The sequence below is a fragment of the Sporichthya brevicatena genome, assembly GCF_039525035.1.
Lineage (GTDB): Bacteria > Actinomycetota > Actinomycetes > Sporichthyales > Sporichthyaceae > Sporichthya > Sporichthya brevicatena.
This window is the reverse complement of the sequence record NZ_BAAAHE010000025.1, coordinates 73,297-100,173: the sequence shown is the minus strand read 5'-3', so window position 1 is coordinate 100,173 and position 26,877 is coordinate 73,297. Positions and strand designations below refer to the sequence as shown.

The 26,877-nt window shown below is 72.4% G+C and carries 21 protein-coding genes; 6 read left to right on the top strand and 15 right to left on the bottom strand.

Annotated features, from left to right (window positions below):
* Positions 1-58 precede the first annotated feature (58 nt).
* Entirely contained in the window at positions 59-652 is a 594-nt protein-coding gene (locus tag ABD401_RS15600; RefSeq protein ID WP_344606340.1) for a TetR/AcrR family transcriptional regulator, read from the bottom strand.
* 85 nt (positions 653-737) lie between these two features.
* Between ABD401_RS15600 and ABD401_RS15595 the strand changes: the two genes are divergently transcribed.
* Entirely contained in the window at positions 738-2,048 is a 1,311-nt protein-coding gene (locus ABD401_RS15595; RefSeq protein WP_344606338.1) for an MFS transporter, read from the top strand.
* A gap of 216 nt (positions 2,049-2,264) precedes the next feature.
* Here ABD401_RS15595 and ABD401_RS15590 read toward each other — a convergent pair whose 3' ends face one another.
* The 3 genes from ABD401_RS15590 to ABD401_RS15580 form a co-directional block, all read right to left on the bottom strand.
* Positions 2,265-5,144: a vitamin B12-dependent ribonucleotide reductase gene (locus ABD401_RS15590; RefSeq protein ID WP_344606348.1), complete on the bottom strand. Its 2,880-nt coding sequence runs from the start codon at positions 5,142-5,144 to the stop codon at positions 2,265-2,267.
* A gap of 203 nt (positions 5,145-5,347) precedes the next feature.
* Positions 5,348-5,806: a transcriptional regulator NrdR gene (gene nrdR / locus ABD401_RS15585; RefSeq protein ID WP_344606336.1), complete on the bottom strand. Its 459-nt coding sequence runs from the start codon at positions 5,804-5,806 to the stop codon at positions 5,348-5,350.
* 349 nt (positions 5,807-6,155) lie between these two features.
* Positions 6,156-6,581, bottom strand: a complete 426-nt coding sequence (locus tag ABD401_RS15580; protein ID WP_344606334.1) for a LysM peptidoglycan-binding domain-containing protein — start codon at positions 6,579-6,581, stop codon at positions 6,156-6,158.
* Between the two features lie 108 nt (positions 6,582-6,689).
* Between ABD401_RS15580 and lexA the strand changes: the two genes are divergently transcribed.
* A complete protein-coding gene (lexA, locus tag ABD401_RS15575; RefSeq protein ID WP_344606332.1) occupies positions 6,690-7,541 on the top strand; it encodes a transcriptional repressor LexA in 852 nt (283 codons plus the stop codon).
* Between the two features lie 18 nt (positions 7,542-7,559).
* Here lexA and ABD401_RS15570 read toward each other — a convergent pair whose 3' ends face one another.
* Positions 7,560-9,581, bottom strand: coding sequence for an ATP-dependent DNA helicase (locus ABD401_RS15570; protein ID WP_344606330.1), 2,022 nt, complete (start codon positions 9,579-9,581; stop codon positions 7,560-7,562).
* 158 nt (positions 9,582-9,739) lie between these two features.
* Between ABD401_RS15570 and ABD401_RS15565 the strand changes: the two genes are divergently transcribed.
* On the top strand, positions 9,740-10,882 hold the full coding sequence (locus tag ABD401_RS15565; protein ID WP_344606328.1) for a glycoside hydrolase family 3 N-terminal domain-containing protein: 1,143 nt from the start codon (positions 9,740-9,742) through the stop codon (positions 10,880-10,882).
* Positions 10,883-10,889: 7 nt separating this feature from the next.
* On the opposite strand, the gene helR is transcribed toward ABD401_RS15565, so the two are convergent.
* The 4 genes from helR to miaA form a co-directional block, all read right to left on the bottom strand.
* The gene (gene helR, locus ABD401_RS15560) at positions 10,890-13,043 is read right to left on the bottom strand and encodes an RNA polymerase recycling motor ATPase HelR (protein WP_425566166.1); all 2,154 of its coding nucleotides are present in this window, start codon (positions 13,041-13,043) and stop codon (positions 10,890-10,892) included.
* A 188-nt stretch (positions 13,044-13,231) separates the two neighbouring features.
* A complete protein-coding gene (gene hflX / locus ABD401_RS15555) occupies positions 13,232-14,701 on the bottom strand; it encodes a GTPase HflX (protein WP_344606324.1) in 1,470 nt (489 codons plus the stop codon).
* Positions 14,698-15,606: a diaminopimelate epimerase gene (dapF, locus tag ABD401_RS15550; RefSeq protein WP_344606322.1), complete on the bottom strand. Its 909-nt coding sequence runs from the start codon at positions 15,604-15,606 to the stop codon at positions 14,698-14,700. The genes hflX and dapF overlap by 4 nt, the downstream gene beginning before the upstream one ends.
* A 5-nt stretch (positions 15,607-15,611) precedes the next feature.
* On the bottom strand, positions 15,612-16,556 hold the full coding sequence (gene miaA, locus ABD401_RS15545) for a tRNA (adenosine(37)-N6)-dimethylallyltransferase MiaA (RefSeq protein ID WP_344606320.1): 945 nt from the start codon (positions 16,554-16,556) through the stop codon (positions 15,612-15,614).
* A 63-nt stretch (positions 16,557-16,619) separates the two neighbouring features.
* Here miaA and ABD401_RS15540 point away from each other — a divergent pair, with 63 nt between their 5' ends.
* Positions 16,620-16,922 (top strand): antitoxin, encoded by a 303-nt coding sequence (locus ABD401_RS15540; protein ID WP_344606318.1) that lies wholly within the window; start codon positions 16,620-16,622, stop codon positions 16,920-16,922.
* Between the two features lie 56 nt (positions 16,923-16,978).
* A complete protein-coding gene (locus tag ABD401_RS15535) occupies positions 16,979-17,170 on the top strand; it encodes an antitoxin (protein WP_344606316.1) in 192 nt (63 codons plus the stop codon).
* Between the two features lie 37 nt (positions 17,171-17,207).
* Here ABD401_RS15535 and ABD401_RS15530 read toward each other — a convergent pair whose 3' ends face one another.
* Together ABD401_RS15530 and ABD401_RS15525 are read right to left on the bottom strand one after the other, a co-directional pair.
* A complete protein-coding gene (locus ABD401_RS15530) occupies positions 17,208-18,485 on the bottom strand; it encodes a VOC family protein (protein WP_344606314.1) in 1,278 nt (425 codons plus the stop codon).
* A complete protein-coding gene (locus ABD401_RS15525) occupies positions 18,478-19,026 on the bottom strand; it encodes an RNA polymerase sigma factor (RefSeq protein WP_344606312.1) in 549 nt (182 codons plus the stop codon). The genes ABD401_RS15530 and ABD401_RS15525 overlap by 8 nt, the downstream gene beginning before the upstream one ends.
* A 107-nt stretch (positions 19,027-19,133) precedes the next feature.
* Between ABD401_RS15525 and ABD401_RS15520 the strand changes: the two genes are divergently transcribed.
* A complete protein-coding gene (locus tag ABD401_RS15520) occupies positions 19,134-20,105 on the top strand; it encodes an LLM class flavin-dependent oxidoreductase (protein ID WP_344606310.1) in 972 nt (323 codons plus the stop codon).
* A gap of 121 nt (positions 20,106-20,226) precedes the next feature.
* Here ABD401_RS15520 and ABD401_RS15515 read toward each other — a convergent pair whose 3' ends face one another.
* The 4 genes from ABD401_RS15515 to ppdK form a co-directional block, all read right to left on the bottom strand.
* Positions 20,227-20,898: a class III extradiol ring-cleavage dioxygenase family protein gene (locus ABD401_RS15515; RefSeq protein WP_344606308.1), complete on the bottom strand. Its 672-nt coding sequence runs from the start codon at positions 20,896-20,898 to the stop codon at positions 20,227-20,229.
* 69 nt (positions 20,899-20,967) lie between these two features.
* Positions 20,968-22,632, bottom strand: a complete 1,665-nt coding sequence (locus ABD401_RS15510) for a hypothetical protein (RefSeq protein WP_344606306.1) — start codon at positions 22,630-22,632, stop codon at positions 20,968-20,970.
* A gap of 188 nt (positions 22,633-22,820) precedes the next feature.
* Positions 22,821-24,059, bottom strand: a complete 1,239-nt coding sequence (locus ABD401_RS15505) for a deoxyguanosinetriphosphate triphosphohydrolase (protein WP_344606304.1) — start codon at positions 24,057-24,059, stop codon at positions 22,821-22,823.
* A gap of 90 nt (positions 24,060-24,149) precedes the next feature.
* Positions 24,150-26,840 carry a pyruvate, phosphate dikinase gene (gene ppdK / locus ABD401_RS15500; protein ID WP_344606301.1) on the bottom strand — a complete coding sequence of 897 codons (2,691 nt, stop codon included), beginning with the start codon at positions 26,838-26,840 and terminating at the stop codon, positions 24,150-24,152.
* Positions 26,841-26,877 lie beyond the last annotated feature (37 nt).

Below are 26,877 nucleotides of genomic sequence, written 5' to 3'. Positions count from 1 at the left end.
TCATCTCGAGCGGGCTCAAGCCACCGCGCGACCGCCGCGCGGATTATTCAGGAGAGTCCTAGCGGGGCGCGGAGTCGATGACCAGCTCGGCCAGGGCGCGGGCCCGGACGGCCGCACTAGGGTCGAGTGGGTTCTGCGCGCCGACGATGCCGCCGTCGAAGATCAGCACGAGCTGGTCCGCGAGCGACTCCGGATCGGCGACGCCGAGCGCGGTGGCGTCCTCCAGGAAGCACTGCCGGGTCTCGCGGCGAGCCTGACCCAGAACCTCGTTGACGGTCGCGTCGGTGCGCGCCTCACCGGTGGCGGCGAGGAACGGACAGCCCCGCCACTGCGGGCTGTGGGCGAGTTCGTCGAACGCGTCGAAGACCGCGAGCAGGCGCGCCCGTGGGTCGGTGTGCCGGCTGCGGTGCCGCTCGATGCGCCGCGCGCGGGCCTCGCGGCGGCGGTCCAGGTAGGCGCGGATAAGGCCGTCCTTGCTCCCGAACGCGCTGTAGAGGCTGGCCTTGGCCACCCCGGCGTGCTCGATGACGCGGTCGATCCCGACCGTGTTGACGCCCTCGGCGTAGAACAGCTCGTCCGCGGCGCGCAGGAGCCGCTCGCGGGCGGACGGTGCACGCTCCGGGGCGCCCCGGTCCGGCGTGACGGTGCTCATACCGGTTGACTCTAACAGACAGGTCTGTCTACCATCAACGGGCCAGACAGACCTGTCTGGTGAGTCCAGGCGAAGGACCATCTCGATGGCCGCGACCGCTCCGCCCGCGTCCGCCGCACCGGCGTCGACCCGTTTCCGACTCTCGGACGGGGCGGCCTTCGTCCTGCTCTGCTCGATGGCCCTGGCCTTCCTCGCCGCCGCGAGCGCCCCGACCCCGCTGTACTCGGTGTACCAGGAGGAGTGGGGCTTCTCCGCGATCACGACGACGATCGTGTTCTCCGTCTACGCCGCCTCGGTGCTCGGGGCCCTGCTCACGGTCGGCTCCCTGTCCGACCACATCGGCCGCCGGCCGCTGCTGTTCGGGGCACTGGCCGCGCAACTGGTGGCGCTGGTGCTGTTCGCCGTCGCGGAGAACGTCGAGACGCTGATGGCCGCCCGGTTCATCCAGGGCATCTCGACCGGCGCCGCCATCGGCGCGATCGGGGCCGGCCTGCTCGACCTGAGCAAGCTCCGCGGCGCGACCGCGAGCGCCGTCGCACCGATGGTCGGGACCGGCGCGGGAGCCGTCGTCTCCGGGATGTTCGTGCAGTGGCTGCCGGCGCCGGAGCACCTGATCTACCTCGTCCTGCTCGGCGTCTTCGTCCTGCAGGCCGTCGGCGTCGCCCTGATGCGCGAGACCGTGACACCGAAGCCGGGCGCGCTCGCCTCACTCAAGCCGCAGTTCGCGCTGCCGCCCGCGGCCCGACGGCCGCTGATCGCCGCGGCACCCGCGATGGTGGCGTGCTGGTCGATGGCCGGGCTCTACGGCTCGCTCGGCCCGGCGCTGGTCCACCGGATCACCGGGTCGGTCAACCACGTCTACGGCGGCGGGGCGCTGTTCGTCCTCGCCTGCAGCGGCGCGGTCGCGGTGCTCGCGCTGGCGAACACCCACCCGCAGACCTCGATGGTCATCGGCACCGCCGCGCTGTTCGCCGGCGTCGGACTGACGATGCTCGCGGGCGACGTCTCCAGCACCGGCTTCTTCTTCGCGGCGATCGTCGCGGGTGTCGGCTTCGGCGCTGCGTTCCAGGGCGCACTGCGCTCGGTGGCGATGGTTGCCGAGCCGCACGAGCGCGCCGGCGTCATCTCGGTGCTGTTCGTCATCTCCTACGTCGCCTTCGGGGCTCCGGCGATCGTCGCCGGCGTGCTGGTCGTCGAGACCGGGGACATCATGGCGACCTCGTACTACTACGGCTCCGCGGTGATGGTGCTGACCGCGTTCGCCCTGATCGCCCTCGTCCGGCAGACCCGGGCCGCGGCCACCCCGGCGGCTTCGGCGCCGACCGAGGACTGCGCCGGCGCCCGGGTGGTCGGCGCCCTGCGGCCGGTCCCTTCCCCGGAGTTCGACGCCGCCTGAGCCCGTCTTCTCCGGCGTGGCGCGCGCATCCGGGCCCGGGAATGGGCGCGCCGCGCCGGAGAAGACGCGTCAGGGCAGGAGGTTGACGCCGGAGGGGCGGTCCCGCCCGTTGGGACCGCCCCTCCTCTTACGCTCAGCCGCCGATCGTGCCACCGTCCGTCGGCTGATGTTTTCTGCGACTCCCCGGAGGGGGTTCCGGCTCGCCGCAGAATCTCGTTACGAGCAGCCGCTCGTGGAGCCGCAGCCCTCGCAGACGTAGCAGGAGCCGGCGGCCCGCATCTTCGTCCCGCAGGTGAGGCACAGCGGGGCGTCCGCGGTGCGGCCCTGCTGGGCCTCGATCAGCTCGGTCGTCGAGCCCGGAGCCTCCCAGGTGGCGGAGGCGCCACCGGTGGAGATGTCCACGGTCTCGATCGGGGCCGACTGCGCCATGGCCTCGACGTCGACGTCGTCGTCCTCGTCGTCGGCGAAGTAGGACCCGGTCTCCAGCTGGCGCGCCCGCTCCTCGGCGGAGTAGATGCCCAGCGCCGCGCGCTCCTCCGGAGCCATGTGGTCCAGGGCGAGGCGACGGAAGATGTAGTCCATGATCGAGGCCGCCATGCGGACGTCCGGGTCGTCGGTCATGCCAGCCGGGTCGAAGCGCATGTTGGTGAACTTCTGGACGTACGTCTCCAGCGGGACGCCGTACTGCAGACCGATCGACACCGCGATCGAGAAGGCGTCCATCATGCCCGCGAGGGTCGAACCCTGCTTGCTCATCTTGAGGAAGATCTCGCCCACGCCACCGTCGGGGAAGGCGGCGGAGGTCATGTAACCCTCGGCGCCACCGACGGCGAACGAGACCGTCTTCGAGTCGCGGACCTTCGGCAGGCGCTTGCGGATCGGGCGGTACTCGATCTGCGTCGCCGGCGCGCTCGCCGTCGCCGTCGCCTCGTCCGAGCCGGACTTCGACGCCGACAGCGGCTGGCCGACCTTGCAGTTGTCGCGGTAGACCGCGAGCGCCTTGAGGCCGAGCTTCCAGCCCTGGAGGTAGACCTCCTCGATCTCGGAGATCGTCGCCGACTCCGGCAGGTTGACCGTCTTCGAGATCGCGCCCGAGATGAACGGCTGCACCGCAGCCATCATGTGGACGTGGCCCATCGCCTTGATGGCGCGGGCGCCCATCGCGCAGTCGAACACCTCGTAGTGCTCCGGCCGCAGGCCGGGGGCGTCGATGACGTGGCCGTGCTCGGCGATGTGCTCGACGATCGCCTCGATCTGCTCCTCGTGGTAGCCGAGCTTGGCCAGCGCACGCGGCACGGTCTGGTTGACGATCTGCATCGAGCCGCCGCCGACCAGCTTCTTGAACTTGACCAGCGCCAGGTCCGGCTCGATGCCGGTCGTGTCGCAGTCCATCATCAGGCCGATGGTCCCGGTCGGCGCGAGGACCGACGCCTGGGAGTTCCGCCAGCCGTTCTCCGCGCCGACGCGCAGGCACTCGTCCCACGTCTTCGTCGCGAGCGCGAGGATCGAGCGGTCCATCTCGTCCATCGAGCGGATCGCGTCGTTGGCCGCCGCGTGCTTGCGCATGACGCGGGTGTGCGCGGACGCGTTCTGCGCGAAGCCCTCGTACGGCCCGACGACGCCGGCCAGCTCGGCCGACCGCTTGTACGCGGTGCCGGTCATCAGCGAGGTGATCGACGCCGCGAGGACGCGGCCGCCCTCGGAGTCGTAGCCGTGGCCGGTCGCCATCAGCAGCGCGCCGAGGTTGGCGTAGCCGATGCCGAGCTGACGGAACTTGCGGGTGGTGTCACCGATCGGCTCGGTCGGGAAGTCCGCGAAGCAGATCGAGATGTCCATCGCGGTGATGACGAGCTCGACGACCTTCGCGAACTGCGCGGCGTCGAAGGTGCCGTCGTCACGGAGGAACTTGAGCAGGTTCAGCGACGCGAGGTTGCACGAGGAGTTGTCCAGGTGCATGTACTCGCTGCACGGGTTGGACGCGGTGATGCGGCCGCTCTCCGGGCAGGTGTGCCAGTCGTTGATCGTGCCGTCGTACTGGATGCCCGGGTCGGCGCACTCCCACGCGGCCTTCGCCATCGAGGTGAACAGCTCACGGGCGTCGATGTTCTCGATGACCTCGCCGGTCGTCCGCGAGCGCAGGCCGAACTGGCCACCGCTCTCGACCGCGCGCATGAACTCGTCCGTGACGCGCACCGAGTTGTTGGCGTTCTGGTACTGGACGCTGCTGATGTCCGAGCCGCCGAGGTCCATGTCGAAGCCCGCGTCGCGGAGAACGCGGATCTTCTCCTCCTCGCGCGCCTTCGTCGCGATGAACTCGGCGATGTCGGGGTGGTCGACGTCGAGGATGACCATCTTCGCCGCACGCCGCGTCGCGCCGCCGGACTTGATCGTCCCGGCGGAGGCGTCCGCACCGCGCATGAACGAGACCGGACCGGAGGCGGTGCCGCCGGAGGACAGCAGCTCCTTCGACGACCGGATGCGGGAGAGATTGAGGCCGGCGCCGGAGCCGCCCTTGAAGATCAGGCCCTCCTCCCGGTACCAGTTCAGGATCGAGTCCATCGTGTCGTCGACCGCGAGGATGAAGCAGGCGCTGACCTGCTGCGGCGCGTTGGTGCCGACGTTGAACCAGACCGGGGAGTTGAACGAGAACACCTGGTGCAGCAGCGCGTGCGTGAGCTCGTGCTCGAAGATCTCCGCGTCCGCCGGGGTGGCGAAGTAGCCGTGCCGGACGCCGGCGTCACGGTAGGTGTGCACGACGCGGTCGATGAGCTGACGCAGGCTCCACTCGCGCTGCTCGGTGCCGACGGCCCCACGGAAGTACTTGGTGGTGACGATGTTCGCCGCGTTCACCGACCAGAACGACGGGAACTCCACGCCCTTCTGCTCGAAGATGACCGAGCCGTCACGCCAGTTGGTCATGACGACGTCGCGACGCTCCCAGGTCACGTCGTCGTAGGGGTGGGTGCCCGGGGTGGTGAAGATGCGCTCGATCGTCAGGCCGCGACGCGACGCGCCCGCCTGACCCGACGCCTGGCCGGGCACCGAACCCGGCGCTGTCCCTCCGGCCTGCGTGGCCTGCGTCTCGCCGTTCACCATCTCGGTCACGTCGCTTCCTCTCGACTTCTCGTCGTCTGTTGGAACGTCCGGCGAGGCCGGTACATGCCATTCCCCGTGGTTTGTCGTTCAGGCCCGAACGGGCCGGTGATGCTCGGTACTGCTGCTGCTGCTGGGTTCTGCTGACTGGGTCCTGCTGACTGGGTCCTGCTGCTGTTCCCGGTGTTGCCGCTGGTGCGTGGTGCTCAGTAGGTGAGGGCGCGCTCGGCGCGCAGCGCCGCGATCTCGGCCTCGAAGTCCGCCATCGAGTCGAAGTTCCGGTACACGGAGGCGAACCGCAGGTACGCGACCTCGTCGAGGGCCCGGAGGGGCCCGAGGATCGCGAGACCGACCTCGTGCGCCGGCACCTCGGGGCTGCCGAGGCTCCGCACCGCCTCCTCGACCTTGTGGGCGAGCAACGCGAGGGAGTTTTGGTCGACCGGCCGGCCCTGGCAGGCCTTCCGGACGCCGGCCAGGACCTTGTCCCGGCTGAACGGCTCGACCGCGCCGCTGCGCTTGACCACGTTCAGGCTCGCGACCTCGACGGTGGTGAAGCGCCGCTCGCACTGGCCGCACTGCCGCCGCCGCCGGATCGCCGTGCCGTCCTCGGCCGTCCGGGAGTCGACGACGCGGGTGTCCGCGACGCGGCAGAACGGACAGTTCACAGACGGCTCCCGAAACGAATCTTCGACGGATCCCCGCGATTGCCCCGGGGTCCTGTGGATGTGGCTGTTGAGAAGGTGTTGACCCCTTGAGCACAACATGGGGACAACATGTGGGTAACTACAGCGATGTAACTACTAGATGTGGGAACCGTAGGTCCTCGAGACCGCACGTGGCAAGACGGCGACAAAACCCGTTTCGGGGGGCGGGCAGCGCCGCAGGTCAGAGCCGGTGAGGTCGCCGAAACTCGGGCGGAATCGGGCGTGTCCGGCGTGTTCCGGGAATCCGTCGTCGCCCGTCCCAGCCGTCACGGGAACTGGGGACGAACGGTCACGGAGCGGTCACCCGCCGTTAGGGCAGAGCGATCCGCTGGCCGGCCTGAACGCCACCGTCGGACAGTGCGTTGAGGCGGCGGATGGCCTCGATCGTGGCCCGCGGATCGTCGTTCGGCGCCACCTGCTTGGCGATGCCCCAGAGCGTGTCGCCGGGCTGGACGACCAGGTACTCGTAGGTCCGCGCCGGGCCGGCCTCGCCGCTCGCCCGGGTGGAGGTGGAGCCGAAGAGCACCCCGCCGGCGAGGAGTGCACCGAGGAACAGCACCACCACGACAAGGCGGCCGCGCCGGGTGAGGCGCAGCGGCGCCGCCGACGCCGCCGACGCCGGGCGGGCGACGAGGTCCTCGAGCTCCGCCGCGGTCGGCGTCGGCACCAGGTGCAGGTGCGCGCGGGCGGTCGCGTGCCGGGTCGCGTGGGCCGTGTGGTTCAGCGTGCCGTTCATGAGAATCCTCCTCCAGCCGTCCCCGTACGCTCGAACACAGGTTCGATCGAACGTCTGACCGAAGTTCTACACGGACCCTCCGACAATTCCTACGACTCGCTCGAACATATGTTTGATCGTGTCGCCGGTGCGCGCTACGTTTCGGGACACGGAAACGGCCCGGACAGTGCCGGCTACGGCCGGCTACCGCCGGCTACCGCCGGACACGGCAACGTCGAGGAGGACCAGGTGGCGCGATCACGCAAAGGGGAGCCGGCGGCGGAGCCCGCGGGTGAGGTGCACGCCTTTCCCGACGGCCCACCGGACGCGGACGGTCTGACGGCGCGCCAGCGCAAGGTGCTCGAGGTGATCCGCGACTCCGTCGAGCGCCGCGGCTACCCGCCGTCGATGCGCGAGATCGGCGAGGCGGTGGGCCTGACGTCCACGTCGTCGGTCTCGCACCAGCTGACGACACTGGAGAAGAAGGGCTACCTGCGCCGCGACCCGAACCGCCCGCGCGCGGTGGAGGTGCGGCTCCCCGAGGGGGTCGCACCGGCCCCGAACCCCGAGCTCGACGACGAGGAGACGATGCGCTCGGCCCGCCCCGCGGCCGCGTACGTCCCAGTCGTCGGCCGCATCGCCGCCGGTGGCCCGATCCTCGCCGAACAGGCGGTGGAGTCGGTGTTCCCGCTCCCCCGCGAGCTCGTCGGCGACGGCACGCTGTTCCTGCTCAAGGTCTCCGGGGACTCGATGGTCGACGCCGCGATCTGCGACGGGGACTGGGTCGTCGTCCGCCAGCAGCCGGTGGCCGAACCCGGTGACATCGTCGCCGCGATGATCGACGGCGAGGCGACGGTGAAGACCTTCAAGCGCCGCGACGGCCACGTCTGGCTGATGCCGCACAACCCCGCGTACGAGCCCATCCCCGGCGACGAGGCCACGATCCTCGGTCGCGTGGTGAGCGTGCTGCGCCGCGTCTGATCTTCCCTCCGGATCAGATCAACGGGCAGTACCTGACGCCACCTCAGGTTGCTTGTCCGGCGGGGGATTCCCCCCGCCGGACAGGCGCCGGAGCGCACCGAGCGCGACCTCACGGTCGGTGGTGTACCAGAACGGCGGCAACGACGCCCGCAGGAAGTTGCCGTACCGGGCGTTGGCCAGCCGCGGGTCCAGGATCGCGACGACGCCCCGGTCCTCGGCCCGCCGGATGAGCCGGCCCGCCCCCTGCGCGAGCCTGACCCCGGCGTGCGCGGCCGACACCGACATGAAGCCGTTGCCCCCGGCGGCGTCGACGGCGCGCGCCCGCGCGGCCGAGAGCGGCTCGTCCGGCCGCGGGAACGGGATGCGGTCCATCACGACGAGCTGGCAGGACTCCCCCGGCACGTCGACGCCCTGCCACAGCGAGAGCGTCCCGAACAGACAGGTCTCGGGGTCGTCGGCGAAGCGGCGGACCAGGTCGGTGAGCGTGTCGTCCCCCTGGCACAGCACGGGAAAGGCGAGGCGCTCGCGCAGCTCGGCGGCCGCCCACTCCGCCGCCCGACGGGAGGAGAACAGCCCGAGCGTCCGGCCGCCGGCGGCCTCGATCAGCGCGGCCAGCTCGTCGAGCACGGCGGGCCCGAGTCCGTCGCGGCCCGGCGTCGGCAGGTGCCGAGCGACGTAGAGGATCCCCTGCTTGCCGTAGTCGAACGGGGACCCGACGTCGAGGCCCTTCCAACGCAGCGGCTTGTCCTCGCCCTCGGCCGCGGTCTCCGGCTTCTCCCCCGACTTCTCCCCCGTCGGCAGGCCGACGCTGCGGGCGGTGACGTCGAAGCCGCCGCCGACGGCGAGGGTGGCCGAGGTGAGAACGACGGTCCGGGAGTCGAACAGCGCGGACCGGAGCAGTCCCGCCACCGACAGCGGCGCGACGCGGAGCACCCGGCCGCGCCGGTCCTCGACCGCCAGCCAGGCGACGTCGTACTCGGTGGGCGCGGCGAGCTTGGTCGCGACGTCGGCGATCTCCTCCAGCCCGCCGCGCGCGATCTTCTTCGCGAGCAGGACGTCGGAGCTGTCGTCACGTGAGGTCGAGATCGACACCAGCGCGTTGCGGGCGGCGTCGCGCAGCGCGCCGAGTTCGGCGGCGAGCAACGGCGGCATCGGGTTGAGCGGGCCCTCGTCGATGTTGGCGAGCGTCGCGCCGAGACCCTCCGCGACGCCGAGCAGGATGTCGACCTGCCGTTCGTCGGCCACCTTCGCGGCCGCCCGGCCCACACGTTCGACCGCGTTGACCGTGAGTTCGGCCGTCGCGGTGGCCGAGACCCGGTCGACGAGCTCGTGCGCCTCGTCGACGACGACCGCGCCGTGGTCGGGCAGGACCGGCATCGACTCCAGCGCGTCGATCGCGAGCAGCGCGTGGTTGGTCACGACGACGTCGGCCTCGGCCGCCTTCTCGCGGGCGCGTTCGGCGAAGCACTCCGGGCCCTCGGGACAACGCGTCGCGCCCAGGCACTCCCGGGAGGTCACCGAGACCTGGGCCCAGGCGCGGTCTCCCACGCCGGGCACGAGGTCGTCCCGGTCGCCGGTCTCGGTCGTCGCGGCCCACTCCCGAGCCCGCAGGACGTCCTGACCGAGCGCACTCGACGGCGCCGCGACCTCGAACAAGGTCTCGCCGTCGTCCTCGGGGACGCCGCCTCCGACGCGGTGCTTGCAGACGTAGTTGTTGCGGCCCTTGAGGATCGCGAACTCCGGCCGCCGGCCGAGCAGCGGCTCGGCCGCCTCGACCAGACGCGGCAGGTCACGGCGGACCAGCTGGGCCTGCAGGGCCAGCGTCGCGGTGGAGATCACCACCGGCCGGCGGTGCAGCAGGGCGGGCACCAGGTAGGCGAGCGACTTGCCCGTCCCGGTCCCGGCCTGCACGAGCAGGTGCTCCTCGGTCCGCAGCGCCTCCGCGACCGCGTCGGCCATCTGCAGCTGACCCGGCCGTTCCACCCCGCCGATGTCACCCACCGCTGCCTGCAGCAGCTCGCGGACGGACGGTGTGGGCACCGCCCGAGGTTAGATCAGGTCGCCCGGTGGTTAGACCTGCCTGTGGACGACCCGCCGCACCCGGTGTGGCGGGCCGCGCATTTTCGTCGTCCGGGCCCCGAGGCACAGGAAGCCCCCGTAGGGTCCTCCCCGGACGCCCGTCCGGCCGAGGGGAGCGCATGAGGGGCGAGCACCGCCGTCGGCGCAAGCCGGTGGTGACGGGGTGGCGCGGCCGCGCGTTGGTCGCGGTGCTCGGCGTCGGCGCACTCGCGGCCGGGACGGGCGTGATCGCCCTGTCGCAGTCCGACGGGCGCGTGGCCCGGCTCTCGTCCCTCTCGACCCCGACCGCACCCGCGCCGACCTGCGCCGACGCGGCCACGATGCCGCTGCGCGCGGCTCTCGCCCAGACGCTGATGGTCGGCGTCGCCGCACCCACCCGGGCCGAGCTCACCCAGCTCGCGAAGCTCGGGATCGGTGGGCTGTTCCTGCACGGCGACGGCATGCGTGAGCTGACCGACGGCCGGCTGAAGCGGCTGGCCAAGTCCGCCGTGCCGCCGCTCGTCTCGGCCGACGACGAGGGCGGGCGCGTCCAGCGGATCGCGGCCGCCGGCTCGATGCGCAGCGCGCGCAAGCAGGCCCAGCTCCGGCCCGACCAGGTGCGCGCCCTCGCCCGCAAGCGCGGCGAGAAGCTGCACCGGTACGGAATCACGATGAATCTGGCGCCGGTCGTCGACCTCGCCGGCAACAACCCGGCGATCGGCGACCGCGCCTACGCGGCCCGTCCCGACGACGTCTCCCGCTTCGCGGGTGCGTTCGCCGCCGGGATGCGCGAGGCCGGCGTCCTGCCCACTCTCAAGCACTTCCCCGGCCACGGTCGCGCGACGGGCGACTCCCACCGCGGCGCCGCGGTCACCCCGCCGGTGGCGTCCCTGCGGGCGTCGGACTGGAAGCCCTACCGGACGCTGGGCGCGACCGGCACCGCCGTGATGATGGGCCACCTCACCGTCCCGGGCCTGTCGACCAAGGGCCTGCCCTCCTCGCTGGACCCGGCGGTGTACCGGGCACTGCGCACGGAGATCGGCTTCGACGGCCTGGTCGTGACCGACGAGCTGTCGGAGATGAAGGCAGTCCCGTTCGGCATCGGGCAGTCGCTGCGCCGGGCGATCGGCGCCGGCGCCGACCTCGCCCTGTTCTTCGCCGCACCCGCCCGCGTCCCGAAGCTGCTCGACTCGCTCGAACGCGACGTCCGCGCGGGCCGCCTCTCCGAGGCCCGGGTTCGCGAGGCCGCCGGGCGGGTCCTCGCGGCGAAGACCTGCAGCTGACGGTTCGTCAGCTCGCCAGCAGCACCAGCTGCCGGGTGGCGCGGGTCATCGCGACGTAGCGGTCGACCGCGCCGGAGATGCCGGTCCCGAACTCGTCGGGGTCGACCAGGACGACCAGGTCGAACTCCAGCCCCTTGGCCGACTCCGGGGTCAGGGCCGCAACCCGGGGCCGTCCCGCGAAGTCGCGCGCCCCGATGACCGCGGCGACTCCCTCGGCGTTCGCGGCGAGCCAGTCGTCGAGGATCGTGGCCAGGTCGGCGGTCGCGCCGACGGTGACGGGGATGCCGCTGCTGCGGATCGAGGTCGGGACGTTGGCGTCGGGCAGCACGGCGCGGATGACCGGCTCCGCCTTGGCCATGACCTCGGTCGGCGTCCGGTAGTTCACGGTCAGCGTCGCGACGCGGACGCTGTCGAGCCCGACGCGGTGCAGCCGCTCCTCCCAGGTCTCCGGGAAGCCGTGGCGGGCCTGCGCCCGGTCCCCCACGATCGTGAAGCTGCGCGAGGGGCAGCGGGCGAGCAGCATCTGCCACTGCGCGTCGGTGAGCTCCTGCGCCTCGTCGACGACGACGTGCGCGAACGGCCCGGCGTAGGCGTCCACGTCGAGGGTGAGGACCGAGTCCTCGACGAGCACCTCGCGCATGTCCTGGCCGCCGACGTCGCGGAACATCCACATCGTGCTCTCGTGGTCGTCGTCCGCCTCGATCATGCGGTCGATGACGGCGGACCGCTGCTCGCGCTCGAGCGCGAGCTCCGCCGCGTTGGCCCGGCGCCGGCGCGCGGCCTCCGGGTCACCGAGCCGCTGCCGGGCGGCGTCGAGCAGCGGGAGGTCCGCCACGGTCCACGGTGAACCCTCCGGCCGCTGCAGGCGGCGCACCTGTTCGACCGAGAGCCACGGCGCGCAGCGCCGCAGATAGGCCGGCACCGCCCACAGGTCCGCGACGATGTCCGTCGCCTCCAGCAGCGGCCACGCGCGGTTGAACGCGGCCACGAGCTCCCGGTGCTGCCCGAGGAACCGCCGCAGTTGGCCCTCGGCGAACTCCTCCTCCCCGAGCACCTCACGGTGCTTGTCGACGACGATCGTGACCAGCTCGTCCCAGATCGGCGTGCGGGCGTCGTTGTGCGGCGTCCCCGGGTCGGCCGCGGCGAATGCCTCCACCCAGTCCTCCGGCGTCAGTCGCACCTCGGCCCACGGCGTCGTGACGGTCAGCGGGGCCGCCGGCGGCTCCTCGTACAGCGCGACCGCCGCGTCGACCGCCTTCGGCCACGCCGCGGCGGCTTTCAGGCGCGCGAGCTCGGGGTCGGTCTCCGGCTGCGCTGACGCTCCCTCAGGTACGAGGTCGCCCAGGGTCGCAACCAGAACCCCCTCCTCGCCCAGGCTGGGCAGGACGTCGGAGACGTACGACAGGTACTGCACACTCGGCCCGACGAAGAGCACGCCACCGCGTCGTTGCTGCTGCAGCCGCGGGTCGGAGTGGACGAGGTAGGCGGCCCGGTGCAGCGCGACGACGGTCTTGCCGGTCCCGGGCCCGCCGTCGACCACGAGCGCCCCGCGCGACCCGGCCCGGATGATCGCGTCCTGATCGGCCTGCAGGGTGCCCAGCACGTCGCGCATCCGTTCGGACCGGTGCGCACCCAGGCTCGCGAGGAACGCCGACTGGTCGTCGAGCGCGGCGTGGCCCTCCAGCCCGTCGGGCGTGAACACCTCGTCCCAGTAGTCGGTGATGCGCCCACGGGTCCACCGGTAGCGGCGCCGGCTCGCCAGCCCCATCGGGTTGGCGTGGGTCGCACCGAAGAACGGCTCGGCGGCCGGCGAGCGCCAGTCGACGAGCAGGCGCCGCCCGTCGGCGTCGGTGAGGCCGAGCCGCCCGACGTAGACCCGTTCCGAGCCGTCGGCGGGCTGCAGGTGCCCGAGGCACAGGTCCAGTCCGTAGCGGCGCAGCGTCCGCAACCGGGCAGCGAGCCGGTGCACCTCCAGGTCCCGGTCCAGGGCCGCCTGTCCCGCGCTCACCGGCGCGGCCCGCTCGGCCGCGAGCCGCTCGGCGAGCTCGGCGACCGTCCGCTCCAGGCTCTCCGCGATCGCCGCGAAGTGCTCCTCGTCGGCCGCGATCAGCGCCGGGTCGTCCTTGGCCACCAGGCGCTCGGGCAGGTCGAACACGCGCATGCGATCCATCCCCCTCGCTGTCGGGCCGTCGACGACAGATGCAGCCCTACGGCGGGCGATGATCCGGCACACCCCACCTCTTGCGGCAAGCCCCCCAGCGCTTTATACGTTGAAGAGGGACGGGGAGAGCACCCCGTCCCTCGTCATGTCGGGGGCGGACTCCCGCGGACGGCCGGCGGGCCGAGCGCTCAGCCGGCCGCGGCGAACGGGGCCAGCTCGGCCGCCAGGGCCTCCCCGACGCGGGCCCGGATCCGCGTGCCGGTCTCGGTGTGCTCCTCGACGAGGACGTCGCCGTGCTGGTGGACCCGGGAGACCAGGTTGCCGCGGTCGTAGGGCACGAGGACCTCGACCTCGACCTCGGGACGCGGCAGGTCGGCGGCGACGGCCGCGAGCAGGTTGTCGATCCCCCGACCGGTACGGGCGGAGACGACGACCGCCGTCGGCTCCCGGCGCACGAGGCGCTCCAGGACGTACTCGTCGGCCGCGTCGGCCTTGTTGACCACGACGATCTCGGGGATGTTCCGCGCGTCGATCTCGGCCAGCACCGCGCGAACCGCGGACAGCTGCGCCTCGGGCTCGGGGTCCGAGCCGTCGACGACGTGCAGGATCAGGTCCGCGCCGGAGATCTCCTCCAGCGTGGAGCGGAACGCCTCGACGAGCTGGTGCGGCAGGTGCCGGACGAACCCGACGGTGTCGGTGAGCGTGAAGTCCCGCCCGTCGGGCGTCGTTGCGCGGCGCACGGTCGGGTCCAGGGTCGCGAACAGCGCGTTCTCGACCAGGACACCCGCACCGGTGATCCGGTTGAGCAGCGAGGACTTGCCGGCGTTCGTGTAGCCGACGATCGCGACCGAGGCGACGGCGTTGCGCCGGCGCTCCGTGCGCTGGGTCTGCCGAGAGGTGCCCATCTCGGCGATCTCGCGACGGAGCTTGGCCATCTTCGCGCGGATGCGGCGACGGTCGGTCTCGATCTTGGTCTCACCGGGACCGCGACCACCGATGCCGACACCGCCGGCACCCGCCCGGCCACCGGCCTGCCGGGACATCGACTGACCCCACCCGCGCAGGCGCGGCAGCATGTACTGCATCTGCGCGAGCTCGACCTGCGCCTTGCCCTCCCGCGACTTCGCGTGCTGGGCGAAGATGTCGAGGATCAGCGCCGTCCGGTCGATGACCTTGACCTTGACGACGTTCTCCAGCTGCGTCAGCTGACTCGGCGTCAGTTCACCGTCGCAGATGAGGGTGTCCGCACCCTCGGCGACGATGACGTCCCGAAGCTCGCGCGCCTTGCCGGAACCGACGTAGGTGGCGGGGTCCGGCCGGTCACGCCGCTGGGTGAACCCGTCGAGGACGACGGCGCCCGCGGTCTCGGCCAGGCGGCGCAGTTCGAGCAGCGAGGTGTCCGCCTCCGCGGCGGTGCCGGAGGTCCAGACCCCGATCAGCACGACCCGTTCGAGTCGCAGCTGCCGGTACTCGACCTCGGTGATGTCCTCGAGCTCGGTCGACAGGCCCGGGACCCGGCGCAGGGCGTGACGGTCGGCGAGGTCGAACTGGTCACCGTCACGGTCCGCGTCGTCGAGAACGCTCTCGTCGAGAGCGCCGGAGACCTCGTCGAAGTCCTCGAAGGCCTCGAAGTGCGGCTGTCGTGAGGTGCTCGTCATACCGTCCCTGTCGTCGCGCCGGTGGAAACGACCTCAGCGTGACACGGATCTACCCCGTCACTCGAGCCAAATTCCGCCCCGAGCAGCCACGTTCCCTCGGCGACCAGGACGGCCGGACCGGTCATCTCGACGTTGCCGTCGGCGGTGAGCGTGATCAGCAGCGGGCCGCCGGGCTGCTCGACCCGGTAGGTCGTCGGGGCGCCCGCACCCGCGCGACGGGCCGACGCGACCATCACGGCGCACGCACCGGTCCCGCAGGCCTGCGTCTCCCCGACCCCGCGCTCGTGGACGCGCATCGCGACGTGACGCGGGCCGCGGACGAGGACGAACTCGACGTTGACCCCGTCCGGGAAGGCGCCGGGCGTGACCTGAGGAGGCGTCAGGAGGTCGCCCGCCTCGGCGAGGTCCTCGACGAAGACGACGGCGTGCGGGTTCGGCATCCGCACCGCGAGCGCGGGCCAGGTGCGCGAACCGACGGTCACGTTGATCGCGCCCAGGTCGGGCAGGGCGTACGGGCCCATGTCGACGGTGACGTCGCCGGTGGCGCCGCAGGTCACGGTGCGGACCCCGCCGCGGGTCGCGACGAGGAACTGGCCGGGAGCCTGGTGCCCCGCGTCGACCAGGTACCGGGCGAACACCCGGATGCCGTTGCCGCACATCTGGGCGACGGAGCCGTCCGCGTTGCGGTAGTCCATGAACCACTCGGCCGCGCCGCGGTAGGGCGCCGCGTCGGGCTCGGCATCGGTGCGGACGACGCGCAGGATGCCGTCTCCGCCGATGCCGGCCCGCCGGTGGCACAGCGCGGCGACCGTGGCCGCGTCGAGGTCCAGGGCGCCGTCGAGGTCCGGGATCAGCACGAAGTCGTTCTCCGTGCCGTGGCCCTTGACGAACGCGATTCGCTCCATGGTTCTCAGAGTACGGACCCGGCCCGGTCCGTGCCTGCCGGCAGCGGCCGCTCGAGGGCCGCGAGGGCGGCGTCGATCAGCTGCGGGTGGTCCGCGGGGAGCCAGCGCACCCGGGCGTCGCGGCCGAACCACGCCATCTGCCGGCGGGCGAACTTGCGGGTGGCGCGCTTCGTCTCCGCTCGCGCGGCGTCCTCGTCGCAGGCACCGTCGAGGAACTGCAGCACCTGCGCGTAGCCGAGCGCCTTGGACGCCGTCCGGCCCTCACGCAGGCCGCGCGGCATCAGACCGCGGACCTCGTCGACCAGGCCGGCCGCCCACATGGCGTCCACGCGGTCGTCGAGGCGCCGGTCGAGGGTCTCCCGGTCCGCGCCCAGCCCGATCTGCACGGCCGGGCGCACGTACCGCGGGTCGGGCAGCTTCGCGGTGAACGGCTGACCGGTCAGCTCGATCACCTCCAGCGCCCGCACGATCCGGCGGCCGTTGCCGGGCAGGATCCGCTCGGCGGCGACCGGGTCGAGCGTCGCCAGCCGGGCGTGCAGGGCGGGCGCGCCGACCTCCTCCAGCTCGGCCTCCAGCCGGCCGCGCACCTCGGGTTCGGTGCCCGGGAAGTCCAGGTCGTCCAGCACCGCGCGGACGTACAGGCCGGACCCGCCGACGAGGACGGCCGACTTCCCGGCCGCGAGCAGGTCGGCGACCACCTTCCGCGCGAGGCGCTGGTAGACCGCAACCGCGGCCGGTTCGGTGACCTCCCAGAGGTCCAGCAGGTGGTGCGGGACACCTTCGCGCTCGGCGGGCGTCAGCTTGGCCGTCCCGATGTCCATGCCGCGGTAGAGCTGCATCGAGTCGGTGTTGACCACCTCGCCGCCGAGGCGTTCGGCCAGCTCGATGCCGAGGGCCGATTTCCCGGTCGCGGTCGGGCCCACGACGGCGACGACCAGCGGCTCGGACATGCCGTCAGTCTCCCAGGCGCGCCGGTGGGAAGGTTCCCGCGCCCACCCCGGGGAAGGACGTAGGTGACCGCACACGAGCCCGGGAGGCACCACATGGGCAAGCTCGACGAGCTCAAGAACAAGGCCAAGGACATGGTGAGCGAGAACCGCGACCGCATCGAGGACGGCCTCGACAAGGCCGGCGACATGATCAACCAGCGCACCGGCGGCAAGCACGGCGACAAGATCGACCAGGGCCTGGAGAAGGCCAAGCAGGGCCTGGACCGCGCCGAGGGCAAGGCCGGGGACGAGAGCGCTCCCGCGCCGCAGGCGCCCCAGACACCGGAGGCGACGCCGGAGCAGCCGCCCGGTCCGCCGATCGGCTGACCCGAATCCCGATAACCTTCCGGGCGTTGCGTTCCAGCGACGCCCGGGAGGCGGTCATGGGTAAGTTCGGCGATCTCGTGAACAAGGCGAAGGACCTCGCCACCGAGCACGACGACAAGATCGACGCCGCCGCCGAGAAGCTCGGCGACCTGGTCGACGGCAAGACCGGCGGCAAGTACTCCGACAAGATCGACACCGGGGTCGAGAAGCTGCAGGGCCTCGTCGAGAACGACGGCAGTTCCGCCTGACCCTCCGGCGTCGGATCCCTGGCGTCAGATCCCTGGGTCAGAGTTGCCCGAGGTGGAAGGGCAGCCCCTGATCGTCGGTGCACTGTGACCACTGGCCGTACGGCTGGTGCTCCGGATCGGTGGCGGTGCCGCCGGCCTCACGGACGCGCTCGACCGCGGCCGCGATGTCGTCCACGCGGTACATCGGCACCAGTTCCGGGTGCTCCGAGCCGCCGGCCACCCCGGTCATCGGGGCGGGTCCGTCGACGCCCCAGCCGTCCGCGACCCGGCCGGGGCTGAACGTCCACCCGAACACCGACTCCGAGAACGCCCGGAAGCGGGCCGAGTCCGGAGTCAGGACCGTCACGTACGCGACGTCCCCGTGGCGCTCCCCGTTCGCCGCCGGCCGCGGCTCCCCCGGCCCCCGCTCGTGCAGCGAGAACGGCAGGCCCTGATCGTCCACGCAGTCCGCGCTGCGCCCGTACGGGGTGTCCTGGGGGTCGCTCGCACGCCCACCGGCGGCACGCACCCGCGCGACAGCGGCGTCGATGTCCGCGACGGCGCGGGACGCGAACGCCCCTGGCCGCGGGTCGGGCCAGAACTCGGCGTTGGGGGCGTCCAGGGCCACGATCGCCCGCGACATCGAGCCCGACACCGCCCGGGCGTGCGGGTTCCGCTCGGCGAACGTCCAGCCGAGGACGTGGGCGTAGAACGCCTCCGCCCGGTCGAGGTCGCGGACCCACAGCGACAGGTAGCCGACGTCGCCCTCGCCCTCGGCGAACCCGGCGGGTGCCGCGGCCTGGTCCAGCAGCCAGCGGTGCCCGAACGGGTCGCGGACCACGCCGTTGCGGCCGTAGGGGTAGTCCGCCGGCTCCCGCTCGACCGTGGCTCCTGCTGCGCGCGCCGCGGCGACGGTCGCGTCGACGTCGGTGACCGCGAGGTGCAGCGTCACCGACGTGACGCCGGTGGGCGCACCCAGATCCAGATCGGGGAACTCGTCGGCCAGGTAGAGCCGCGCCCCACCGACCCGGAGCTCCGCATGCCCGATCCGCCCGTCCGGCATCTCGTAGGGCGGTTCGGCCACGAGGGCACCGAACACCTCGGCGTACCAGCCGATCGCGCCCCGGCCGTCCGCGACGGTCAGGTACGGGGTCAGGGCGGTGGTCAGCGGCGGCAGGGTGGCCGTCGGCTCGATCTCCAGGGCGGTGCTGCTCACATCGACTCCTTCCGGGGCCGCGAGGGCGCGCTCCAGGCGCGCTCGCAGCCGGGCCGCGAACGTCGGGTCCGGGCCCACGGGGCCGTCCGGGCCTCGCAGGACGTCCAACGGGTCAGCCACGGTCGACCTCCTTCCCGGTCGTGTTCTCCTCGACGGCGGTCTCGTCGTACGCGGAGCGGAATGCCGCCCGGGCCCGGACGATCAGGGCCTCGGTGGCGTGGCGTGTGCGACCGAGCGCGGCAGCAACCTGAGGGACCGTCAGGTCATCCAGGTAACGCAACGTCAGGGCCACGCGGTGGTGCGGTCCGAGCCGCTCCAGGGCGGCCTGCGCCGTGAGGGCGTCGAGGGTGGCGTCCCACGGGTCCTCCGCCTCGGCGGGTGCCTCGACGGCCCGCAGATTCCGTTCCTCGCGCGCCAGGCGCCGCCAGTGGTCGACGAGTTTGTGCCGGGCGGTCCCGATCAGCCAGGCGACGTCGATCGCCGGCGGATCGGGTCGCCGCGTCGCGTCGACGGCGGCCAGGAACGTCTCGGCCGTCAGGTCCTCCGCGACGGCCCGCGTCCCGCACCGACGCAGCAGGTAGCCGTACACCTGCGGGAGCGCGACGTCGTAGAGCGCAAGGAGGTCCTCCTCCGCGTCCGCTCTCGCCGATTGCGCGCTCACATCCTCATCGTCGTCGCTCGCGGGAGAACTCCGACGCCTCCCGCGCCTCTTTTTTCGCGATCGGCCACGGGCTAGGCTGCCGATATTCGAGACAGGGAGTCGCAATAATGCTCTTCTCCTGCAGCTTCGCGCCCGCGGCGGACACGCCCGACCACATCGCGTTCGCCGAACAACTCGGCTTCCACCGCGCCTGGTGCTACGACTCGCCCGCCGTGTTCACCGACGTCTGGATGACGCTCGCGCTGGCCGCGCAGCGGACGTCCCGGATCGGCCTCGCCCCGGGCGTGCTCGTCCCGCACACGCGGCACGTCATGACCGCGGCGGCGGCCGTCGCCACCCTGGCCCGCCTGGCGCCCGGCCGGGTGGCCGTCGGCGTCGGATCCGGGTTCTCCGCGGCCCGGCTGCTCGGCCGGCCGCCGGTGCGCTGGGCCGAGGTGGAGAGCTACGTGGAGACGCTGCGGGCCCTGCTCCGGGGCGAGGAGGTCGAGCACGAGGGCCGCCGGCTGCGCATGCTCCACGAGGACGGCGTCACGGTCGCTCGCCCACTGGAGGTGCCGATCGTCGTGGCGGCGGAGGGCCCCCGGGGCCTGGAGGCCGCGCGTCGCGTCGGCGACGGCGTCAGTTCCTCGCTGATGGATCCGCCCGCGGGCTTCGACTGGTCGCTGCGGGTCGCGCTCGGCACCGTGCTGGCCGAGGGCGAGTCGCCGACGTCCCCGCGTGTCGTCGACGTCGCCGGACCGGCCGCCGCCCTGGCGTACCACGGGATGTACGACTTCGGCTGGCTCGAGGCGCTGGAGGGCTTACCCAACGGCCGGGCCTGGCGCGAGCGCGTGGAGGCGATCCCGGCGTCCGCCCGGCACCTGACGATCCATGAGGGTCACGCCCACACGTTGAACGCGATCGACCGCGAGCTCATCCCCGCCGAGTTCGTCGCCGCGGCGACGTTCACCGGCACCGCGGACGAGCTGCGCAAGCGGCTCGACGACCTCGAGTCGGCGGGCGTCACCGAGGTCAGCTTCCACATCGCGAACCGCGACGCCCCGCGGGAACTGGAAGCGTTCGCCGCGCTCATGCGCTGATGCGCCGATGCGCCGATGCGCCGATGCAGCTGAGTCACTCCCGTCCCAGGAGGGGTGACACCCTTTCTGGCGCCGAAAAGGGTGTCACCCCCACGGGCAACCCCCGGAGGCGAGCGACCCCTCAGACCCGCAGCCAGGAGGCCACGAGGTAGCCCACGCCGTAGGGGGCGACGTCCGCGTGGAGGGTCGCCTGCCAGGAGCTCCCCCGGGCGGCCCCGGCGAGGACCTGCCAGGCGGGCCGGCCGGCCGCCATCAACTGGTGCGCCAGGGCGACGTCGAGGCCGAGCAGCGCGTCGACGTCGGCCGCGGCGAGGGCGGCGGCGACCGCTGCGTCGAAGCCCGCAGCGCGGTCGTCCAGGTGCCCCGGCGCGGCCGCGGATCGCCGGGCGCTCGCGTCGCCGAGCACGAGCAGCAACGCGGGAGGGCCGGGCGTCAGCGACTCCCCCAGCGCCGCGCAGGCGGCGAGGTCGGCGTCGGCGGCGATCGAGTGCAGGGCGCGCGGCCCGTCCCACCCGGCGCGGTCCAGCAACCAGCGGCCGACGGTGAGGGAGAGCGGGAGCTCGGCCGGCGGCCCCGGCAGTCCGAAGCCGGCGAGGGCCCCGGCAGCGTCCGGCTCCCACGCGGCGGTGGTCGGCCCCGCGCCGACGAGGACGACCCGCTCCGGGCCGGCGGCGAGGCCGACCTTCAGCGCGGCGTCGCACGCCGCACGCAGGTCGTCGAGCTCGGGGGACGCACCGGAGGCGACCTCGGGGATCAGCAGCGGCGGGTGCGGACAGACGACGGCGGCGAGCACCGCCCGAGGCTAACCCCGGGCGGGCCCGCCGCCGTCCGCGACTCCCCGGTCGGCCGACCGGCCGACCTTCTACTGCGTCTTCTTCTCCACGCCGAAGAACGTGTCCTTGCCCGGCCCACCGATGCCGGTGTCCGTCCCCTTGCCGCCGTGGATCTCGTCGGCACCCTTCTGCCCGAGCAGACGATCGTTGCCCTGATTACCCGTCAGAACATCCGCACCCGCGCCACCGCGGATCACGTCGTCGCCCTTGCCGCCGGAGATGAAGTCCGCACCCTTCGACCCACGCAGGTCGTCGTTGCCGTTCCCGCCGTAGATCCGGTCATTCCCCGAACCCGCGCGGATCACGTCATTTCCACCGTTGCCGCACAGGATGTCCCCGCCACCCTTGCCGACGATCACGTCATCCCCGCCCAGACCGCGGATCAGGTCCTTCCCCTTCGTCCCGACCAAACGGTCCTTGCCCTTGGTCCCGGTGATCAGCTTGTAGCCCGCCGGAACCGGAGCCTTCGCGTTGCACACGTGCAGACCCGACGCGGGCGGCTTCACCGCGTCCGGCAGCCGCTGCCACGAGGAGGGAACGACGAGCGACCCGCTCGCCAGGGGCGGCCCCGCGGCGTGGGTCGGGTCGGAAACGCTGACCACGCGGAGTGCACTGGACGTCGACTCCGTCTCCGGGTCCGCGACCAGGTGAGCGAAGGCGACCTTGGTGCTGTCGGGGGACCACACCGGGAACATGGCCGCGCCCTCCGCGACCGCGGTCAACGCAGTGACCGTGCCACCCGCCGCGGGCACCAGTCGCAGCTGCGCATCCTCCGGGTCCGGCATCTCGCTCGCGGTGCCGAAGGCGATCCACTTGCCGTTCGGGGAGTACGTGGGCAGGGGTGTGTCCTCCGAGCCGTCGCACGCGAAGGTCGTGACCGGGGTCCACGCCGCACGGGCCGCATTCGTCGCGGTGGCCCCGACCGTGAACACGCCGCACTCCCAACCTTCGGCCACCTCGTACCGGGCGCCGAAGGCGATCCGCTTGCCGTCCGGGGAGAACTGCGGCGCCACCGCGGTGCCCGCGGCCGGGTCGGTCACGCGCTGCGCCGCGCCGGTGCTCACGTTAGCCCGGTACACGGACTCCTCGGACATGCTGTTGAGCACGACCTGCTTGCCGTCCGGGGAGAAGATCCCGTGGCCGTTCGCCGACAAGCCCTCGACGAGCCCGAAGGCGGCCCGGTCGGCCTCCGGGGCCATCCGCTTCTCGGCCTTGGTCGCGACGTCGACGATCCACGTCTGGATCGATGGGGACCCTCCCTCCCCGCCCGCCACCTGGCGGGTGAACGCGAGCTTGGTGCCGTCGGGCGAGAACCCGGCGACGACGTCCAACCGCGCCGGCCCCTCGCCACCCGCGGTCTGCGTCACCGCGACGGGGTTCGACCCGTCGGCGTTAGCGACGAACACGCGGACCGACGGCGCCTCGCCGACGGACCCGCGGGAGAACGCCACCTTCTTCCCGTCCGGCGAGTACACCGGGTAGACCGCGACCGTCACGCCGGCGTCGCTCACGGAGCCCGCGCTGATCGTCTTCGGCGTCCCTCCGGCGGGCGAGACGGCGTACGCCGACGGGACCTCCGGTCCGTCGCCCACGTCGCCGCCGGTGTACGCGATCATCCCGTTGCCGGCCGCGGCCGCGGGCGCCGCGAGGCCCGGGAGCCCGGCGAGGGCGACGGCCGCGCCCGCGATCACCATCCCGGTTCTGGTGATGGTCCTGTTCCCTGTGTGTGCGCCTGCGCGCAGCGTCGACCGAAGCCCCCGCATGAGGTCCCTCCCCTGACGATTACCGACCCGACGGGTCTACGCGGCATGAACACCCCGTGGCAATGCCGTTACCCACCGTTTGCACTGTGAATGCGCTGAGACTAACTCAACCCAGGCGATCAGCGGCAGAGCCGCGCGTGCAGGGCAAGGGCGGACGTGTCGGACAGCGATGCGATCTGGTCGAGCACCACCCGACGCCGGGCGGCGTCGTCCGCCGCGGCGGTGAAGTCGACCGCGAACGCCGGGTCGAGGGTTTCCGGCGCGCCGGTCTCCAGGGCGTCGACGAGCTCGGCGATGACCGCACGCTCGCGGGCCTGGAGCGTCTCGCGGGCCTCGGTGTGCATGACGTACCGGGCGGCGACGGTCTTGAGCAGCGCGATCTCGACCTGGGTCTCGCGGGGCACGCAGAGGTCGGCGGCGTAGCGGGTCAGGGGACCCGGCCCGTGGTGCTGCCGGGTCGCGGCCTGGGCCGCGAGGCAGAACCGGCTGATCAGCTGGCTGGTCATGTTCTTCAGCGCCGCGAGCCCCCGCCGGGTCCGGTCCGGGTGCTGCGGCCACCACGGCAGCTGCGTGAGGGTCGCGGCGGCGTCGTCGAGCTCGGCCGGGTCGAGATCGGAGAGGTAGTTCCGCGCGGCCAGCGCCGCCAGGTCGGCGCGCTCCCCCGCCGAGCCCAGCGCCCCGAGGTCGATCATCCCGGCCTGGATGCCGTCCTCGACGTCGTGGACGGAGTACGCCACGTCGTCGGCGAAGTCCATGACCTGCGCCTCCAGGCACCGCCGCCCGGAGCGCGCGCCCGCCCGGAGCCAGGCGTAGGCGTCGGCGTCGTCCGGGTAGTGGCCGAACTTGCGCAGGCCCTCCCGGCGCGGCCACGGGTACTTCACGGTGGCGTCGAGCGCGGCCCGCGTCAGGTTGAGCCCGACGCTGCGGCCGTCGTCGCGGAACGTCTTGCCCTCCAGACGGGTGAGGACGCGCAACGTCTGGGCGTTGCCCTCGAACCCGCCGCACGCGAACGCCGCGGTGTCGAGCGCGTCCTCCCCGTTGTGCCCGAACGGCGGATGGCCGAGGTCGTGGGCGAGGCAGGCGGTCTCCACCAGATCCGCGTCGGCCCCGAGCCAGGCGCCGAGTTCCCGGCCGATCTGCCCGACCTCGAGCGAGTGCGTGAGCCGGTTCCGCGCGAAGTCGTCGGTCCCCGGGGCGACCACCTGGGTCTTGGCCGCCAGGCGCCGCAACGCGGCCGAGTGCAGCACGCGCGCCCGGTCCCGCGCGAACGCCGTCCGCTCGGTCGACTTGGGCGGCTCGGCGACCCAGCGCTCGGCGTCCGCGTCGCCGTACCCGGCGGGGTACCCCTCACTGTCCATCAGACGCCCACCCTAGGCCGCCCCGACGACACCGTGCGTCCGGCCAACTGTGGGCTATAGGCCCCAGTCGGCCGGACGCAACGGGAAGGGTCAGCGCGTGTCGGAGCCACCCGAGCCCGCGGCGCGGCCGGCCTCGAGGCGGGCGACGGGGACGCGGAACGGGGAGCAGGAGACGTAGTTCAGGCCGACGCCGTGGAAGAAGTGGATCGACTCCGGGTCGCCGCCGTGCTCGCCGCAGACGCCGAGCTTGAGGTCCGGCTTGGTGCCCCGGCCCTCGGTGGAGGCGATCGAGACGAGGCGGCCGACACCCTCACGGTCGAGCGACTCGAACGGCGAGACGCCGAAGATGCCCTTCTCCAGGTACTGGGTGAAGAACGCGGCCTCGACGTCGTCGCGGGAGAAGCCCCACGTGGTCTGGGTGAGGTCGTTGGTGCCGAAGGAGAAGAAGTCCGCCGCCTCGGCGATCTGACCGGCCGTCACCGCAGCGCGCGGCAGCTCGATCATCGTCCCGATCGGGATGAACGAGAGGTCCACGCCGGTCTCGGCGGCGACCGAGGTGAGGATGTTCTCGGACTCCTCACGCATGAGCTCGAGCTCCTGCACGGCCCCGACGAGCGGGATCATGATCTCCGGGAGCGGGTCGCCGCCGGCCTTCTTGCGCTCGGCCGCGGCCTCGGCGATCGCGCGGACCTGCATGCCGAACAGCCCCGGGATGACCACGCCGAGGCGCACACCGCGCAGACCCAGCATCGGGTTCGCCTCGTGCAGCCGGTTGACCGCCGCGAGCAGCTCGCGGTCGTGGCCGGGGTCCTCGCCCTTGGCCTCGGCGACCGCGACCTTGACGGCGAGATCGGTGAGGTTCGGCAGGAATTCGTGCAGCGGCGGGTCGATCAGACGGACCGTCACGGGCAGGCCGTCCATCGCCTCGAAGATCTCGAGGAAGTCCTGCTTCTGCAGCGGCTCGAGAGCGTCGAGCGCGGCCTTCCGCTCCGCGTCGCTGTTGGCGAGGATCAGCTTCTCGACGTGCTGCGCGCGGTCACCGAGGAACATGTGCTCGGTGCGGCACAGGCCGATGCCCTCGGCACCCATGCGGCGGGCGCGGGCCGAGTCCTCGGGGGTGTCGGCGTTCGTCCGTACCTTCAGCGTGCGCGTCGCGTCGGCGTGCGTGATCAGACGGTGCACCGCCTTCACCAGGTCGTCGCCGTCCTCGGCGGCCAGCTGACCCTCGAAGTACTGCACGACCGGCGACGGCTGGACCGGCACCTCGCCGAGGTAGACCGCGCCGGACGAGCCGTCGATCGAGACGACGTCACCCTCACGGATCGTGATCCCGCCGGGGGCCTGGATGGTCTTGGCCCGGGTGTCGACGTCGAGCTCCTCGGCGCCGCACACGCACGTCTTGCCCATGCCGCGGGCCACGACCGCGGCGTGCGAGGTCTTGCCGCCGCGGGAGGTGAGGATGCCGGCCGCGGCGATCATGCCGGACAGGTCGTCGGGGTTGGTCTCGCGCCGGACGAGGATGACGGCCTCGCCGCGCTCGGCCCACGCGACCGCGTCGTCGGAGGAGAACACGACCTTGCCGACCGCTGCACCGGGCGAGGCGTTCATGCCCTTGGTGATCTGCTGCGGCTTGCCCGAGGTGTCGAACTTCGGGAACATCAGCTGGGTCAGCTGGTCGCCGGTGACGCGCTGCAGCGCCTCGTCGAGGTCGATCAGGCCCTGGTCGACGAGCTGGGTCGCGATGCGGAACGCCGCCCCCGCGGTGCGCTTGCCGACGCGGGTCTGCAGCATCCAGAGCTTGCCGCGCTCGATCGTGAACTCGATGTCGCACAGGTCGCGGTAGTGGTTCTCGAGCTGGGTCATGATCTCGAGCAGCCGGTCGAAGGACGGCTTGTCGAGCTTCTCCAGGTCCTGCAGGGGCAGGGTGTTGCGGATGCCGGCGACGACGTCCTCGCCCTGGGCGTTGGACAGGTAGTCGCCGTAGAGGCCCTGCGCGCCGCTGCCCGGGTCACGGGTGAAGCAGACGCCGGTGCCGGAGTCCATGCCGAGGTTGCCGAACACCATCGACTGGACGTTGACCGCGGTGCCGAGGTCGGCCGGGATGCGCTCCTGGCGGCGGTAGAGGATCGCGCGGGGCGCGTTCCAGGAGTTGAAGACGGCCTCGACGGCCGCGTCGAGCTGGGCCCGCGGGTCCTGCGGGAACTCCTTGCCGGTCTCGCGCAGGATGATCGCCTTGAAGGTGTCGACCAGCCCGCGCAGGTCCTCGGCGTCGAGGTCGAGGTCGGCGGTGGTGCCCTTGGCCTTCTTGGCGGCGTCGATCGCGTCCTCGAAGTGCTCGCCGTCGATGTGCAGCACGGTCTTGCCGAACATCTGCAGCAGGCGGCGGTAGGAGTCCCACGCGAAGCGGTCGTTGGAGGACTGCTTGGCCAGGCCCGCGACGGAGGAGTCGTTCAGGCCGATGTTGAGGACGGTCTCCATCATCCCGGGCATGGAGAACTTGGCGCCCGAGCGCACCGAGACCAGCAGCGGGTCGTCGGCCTGGCCGAGCTGCTTGCCGAACTGGCCCTCGAGCCACGCCAGCTTCTCGGTCACCTGCTCCGAGAGCTCGGCCGGGGCGGAGCCGCTGGCCAGATAGGCCTGGCACGCCTCGGTCGTGATCGTGAAGCCGGGCGGTACGGGGAGACCGAGATTGGTCATCTCCGCGAGGTTGGCCCCCTTGCCACCCAGGAGGTCCTTCTGGTCGCGGTTGCCCTCGGTGAAGTCGTAGACGAACTTCGGCACGCGCAAGCTCCCTCGATAGTCCCAGCGTCAACTGGGC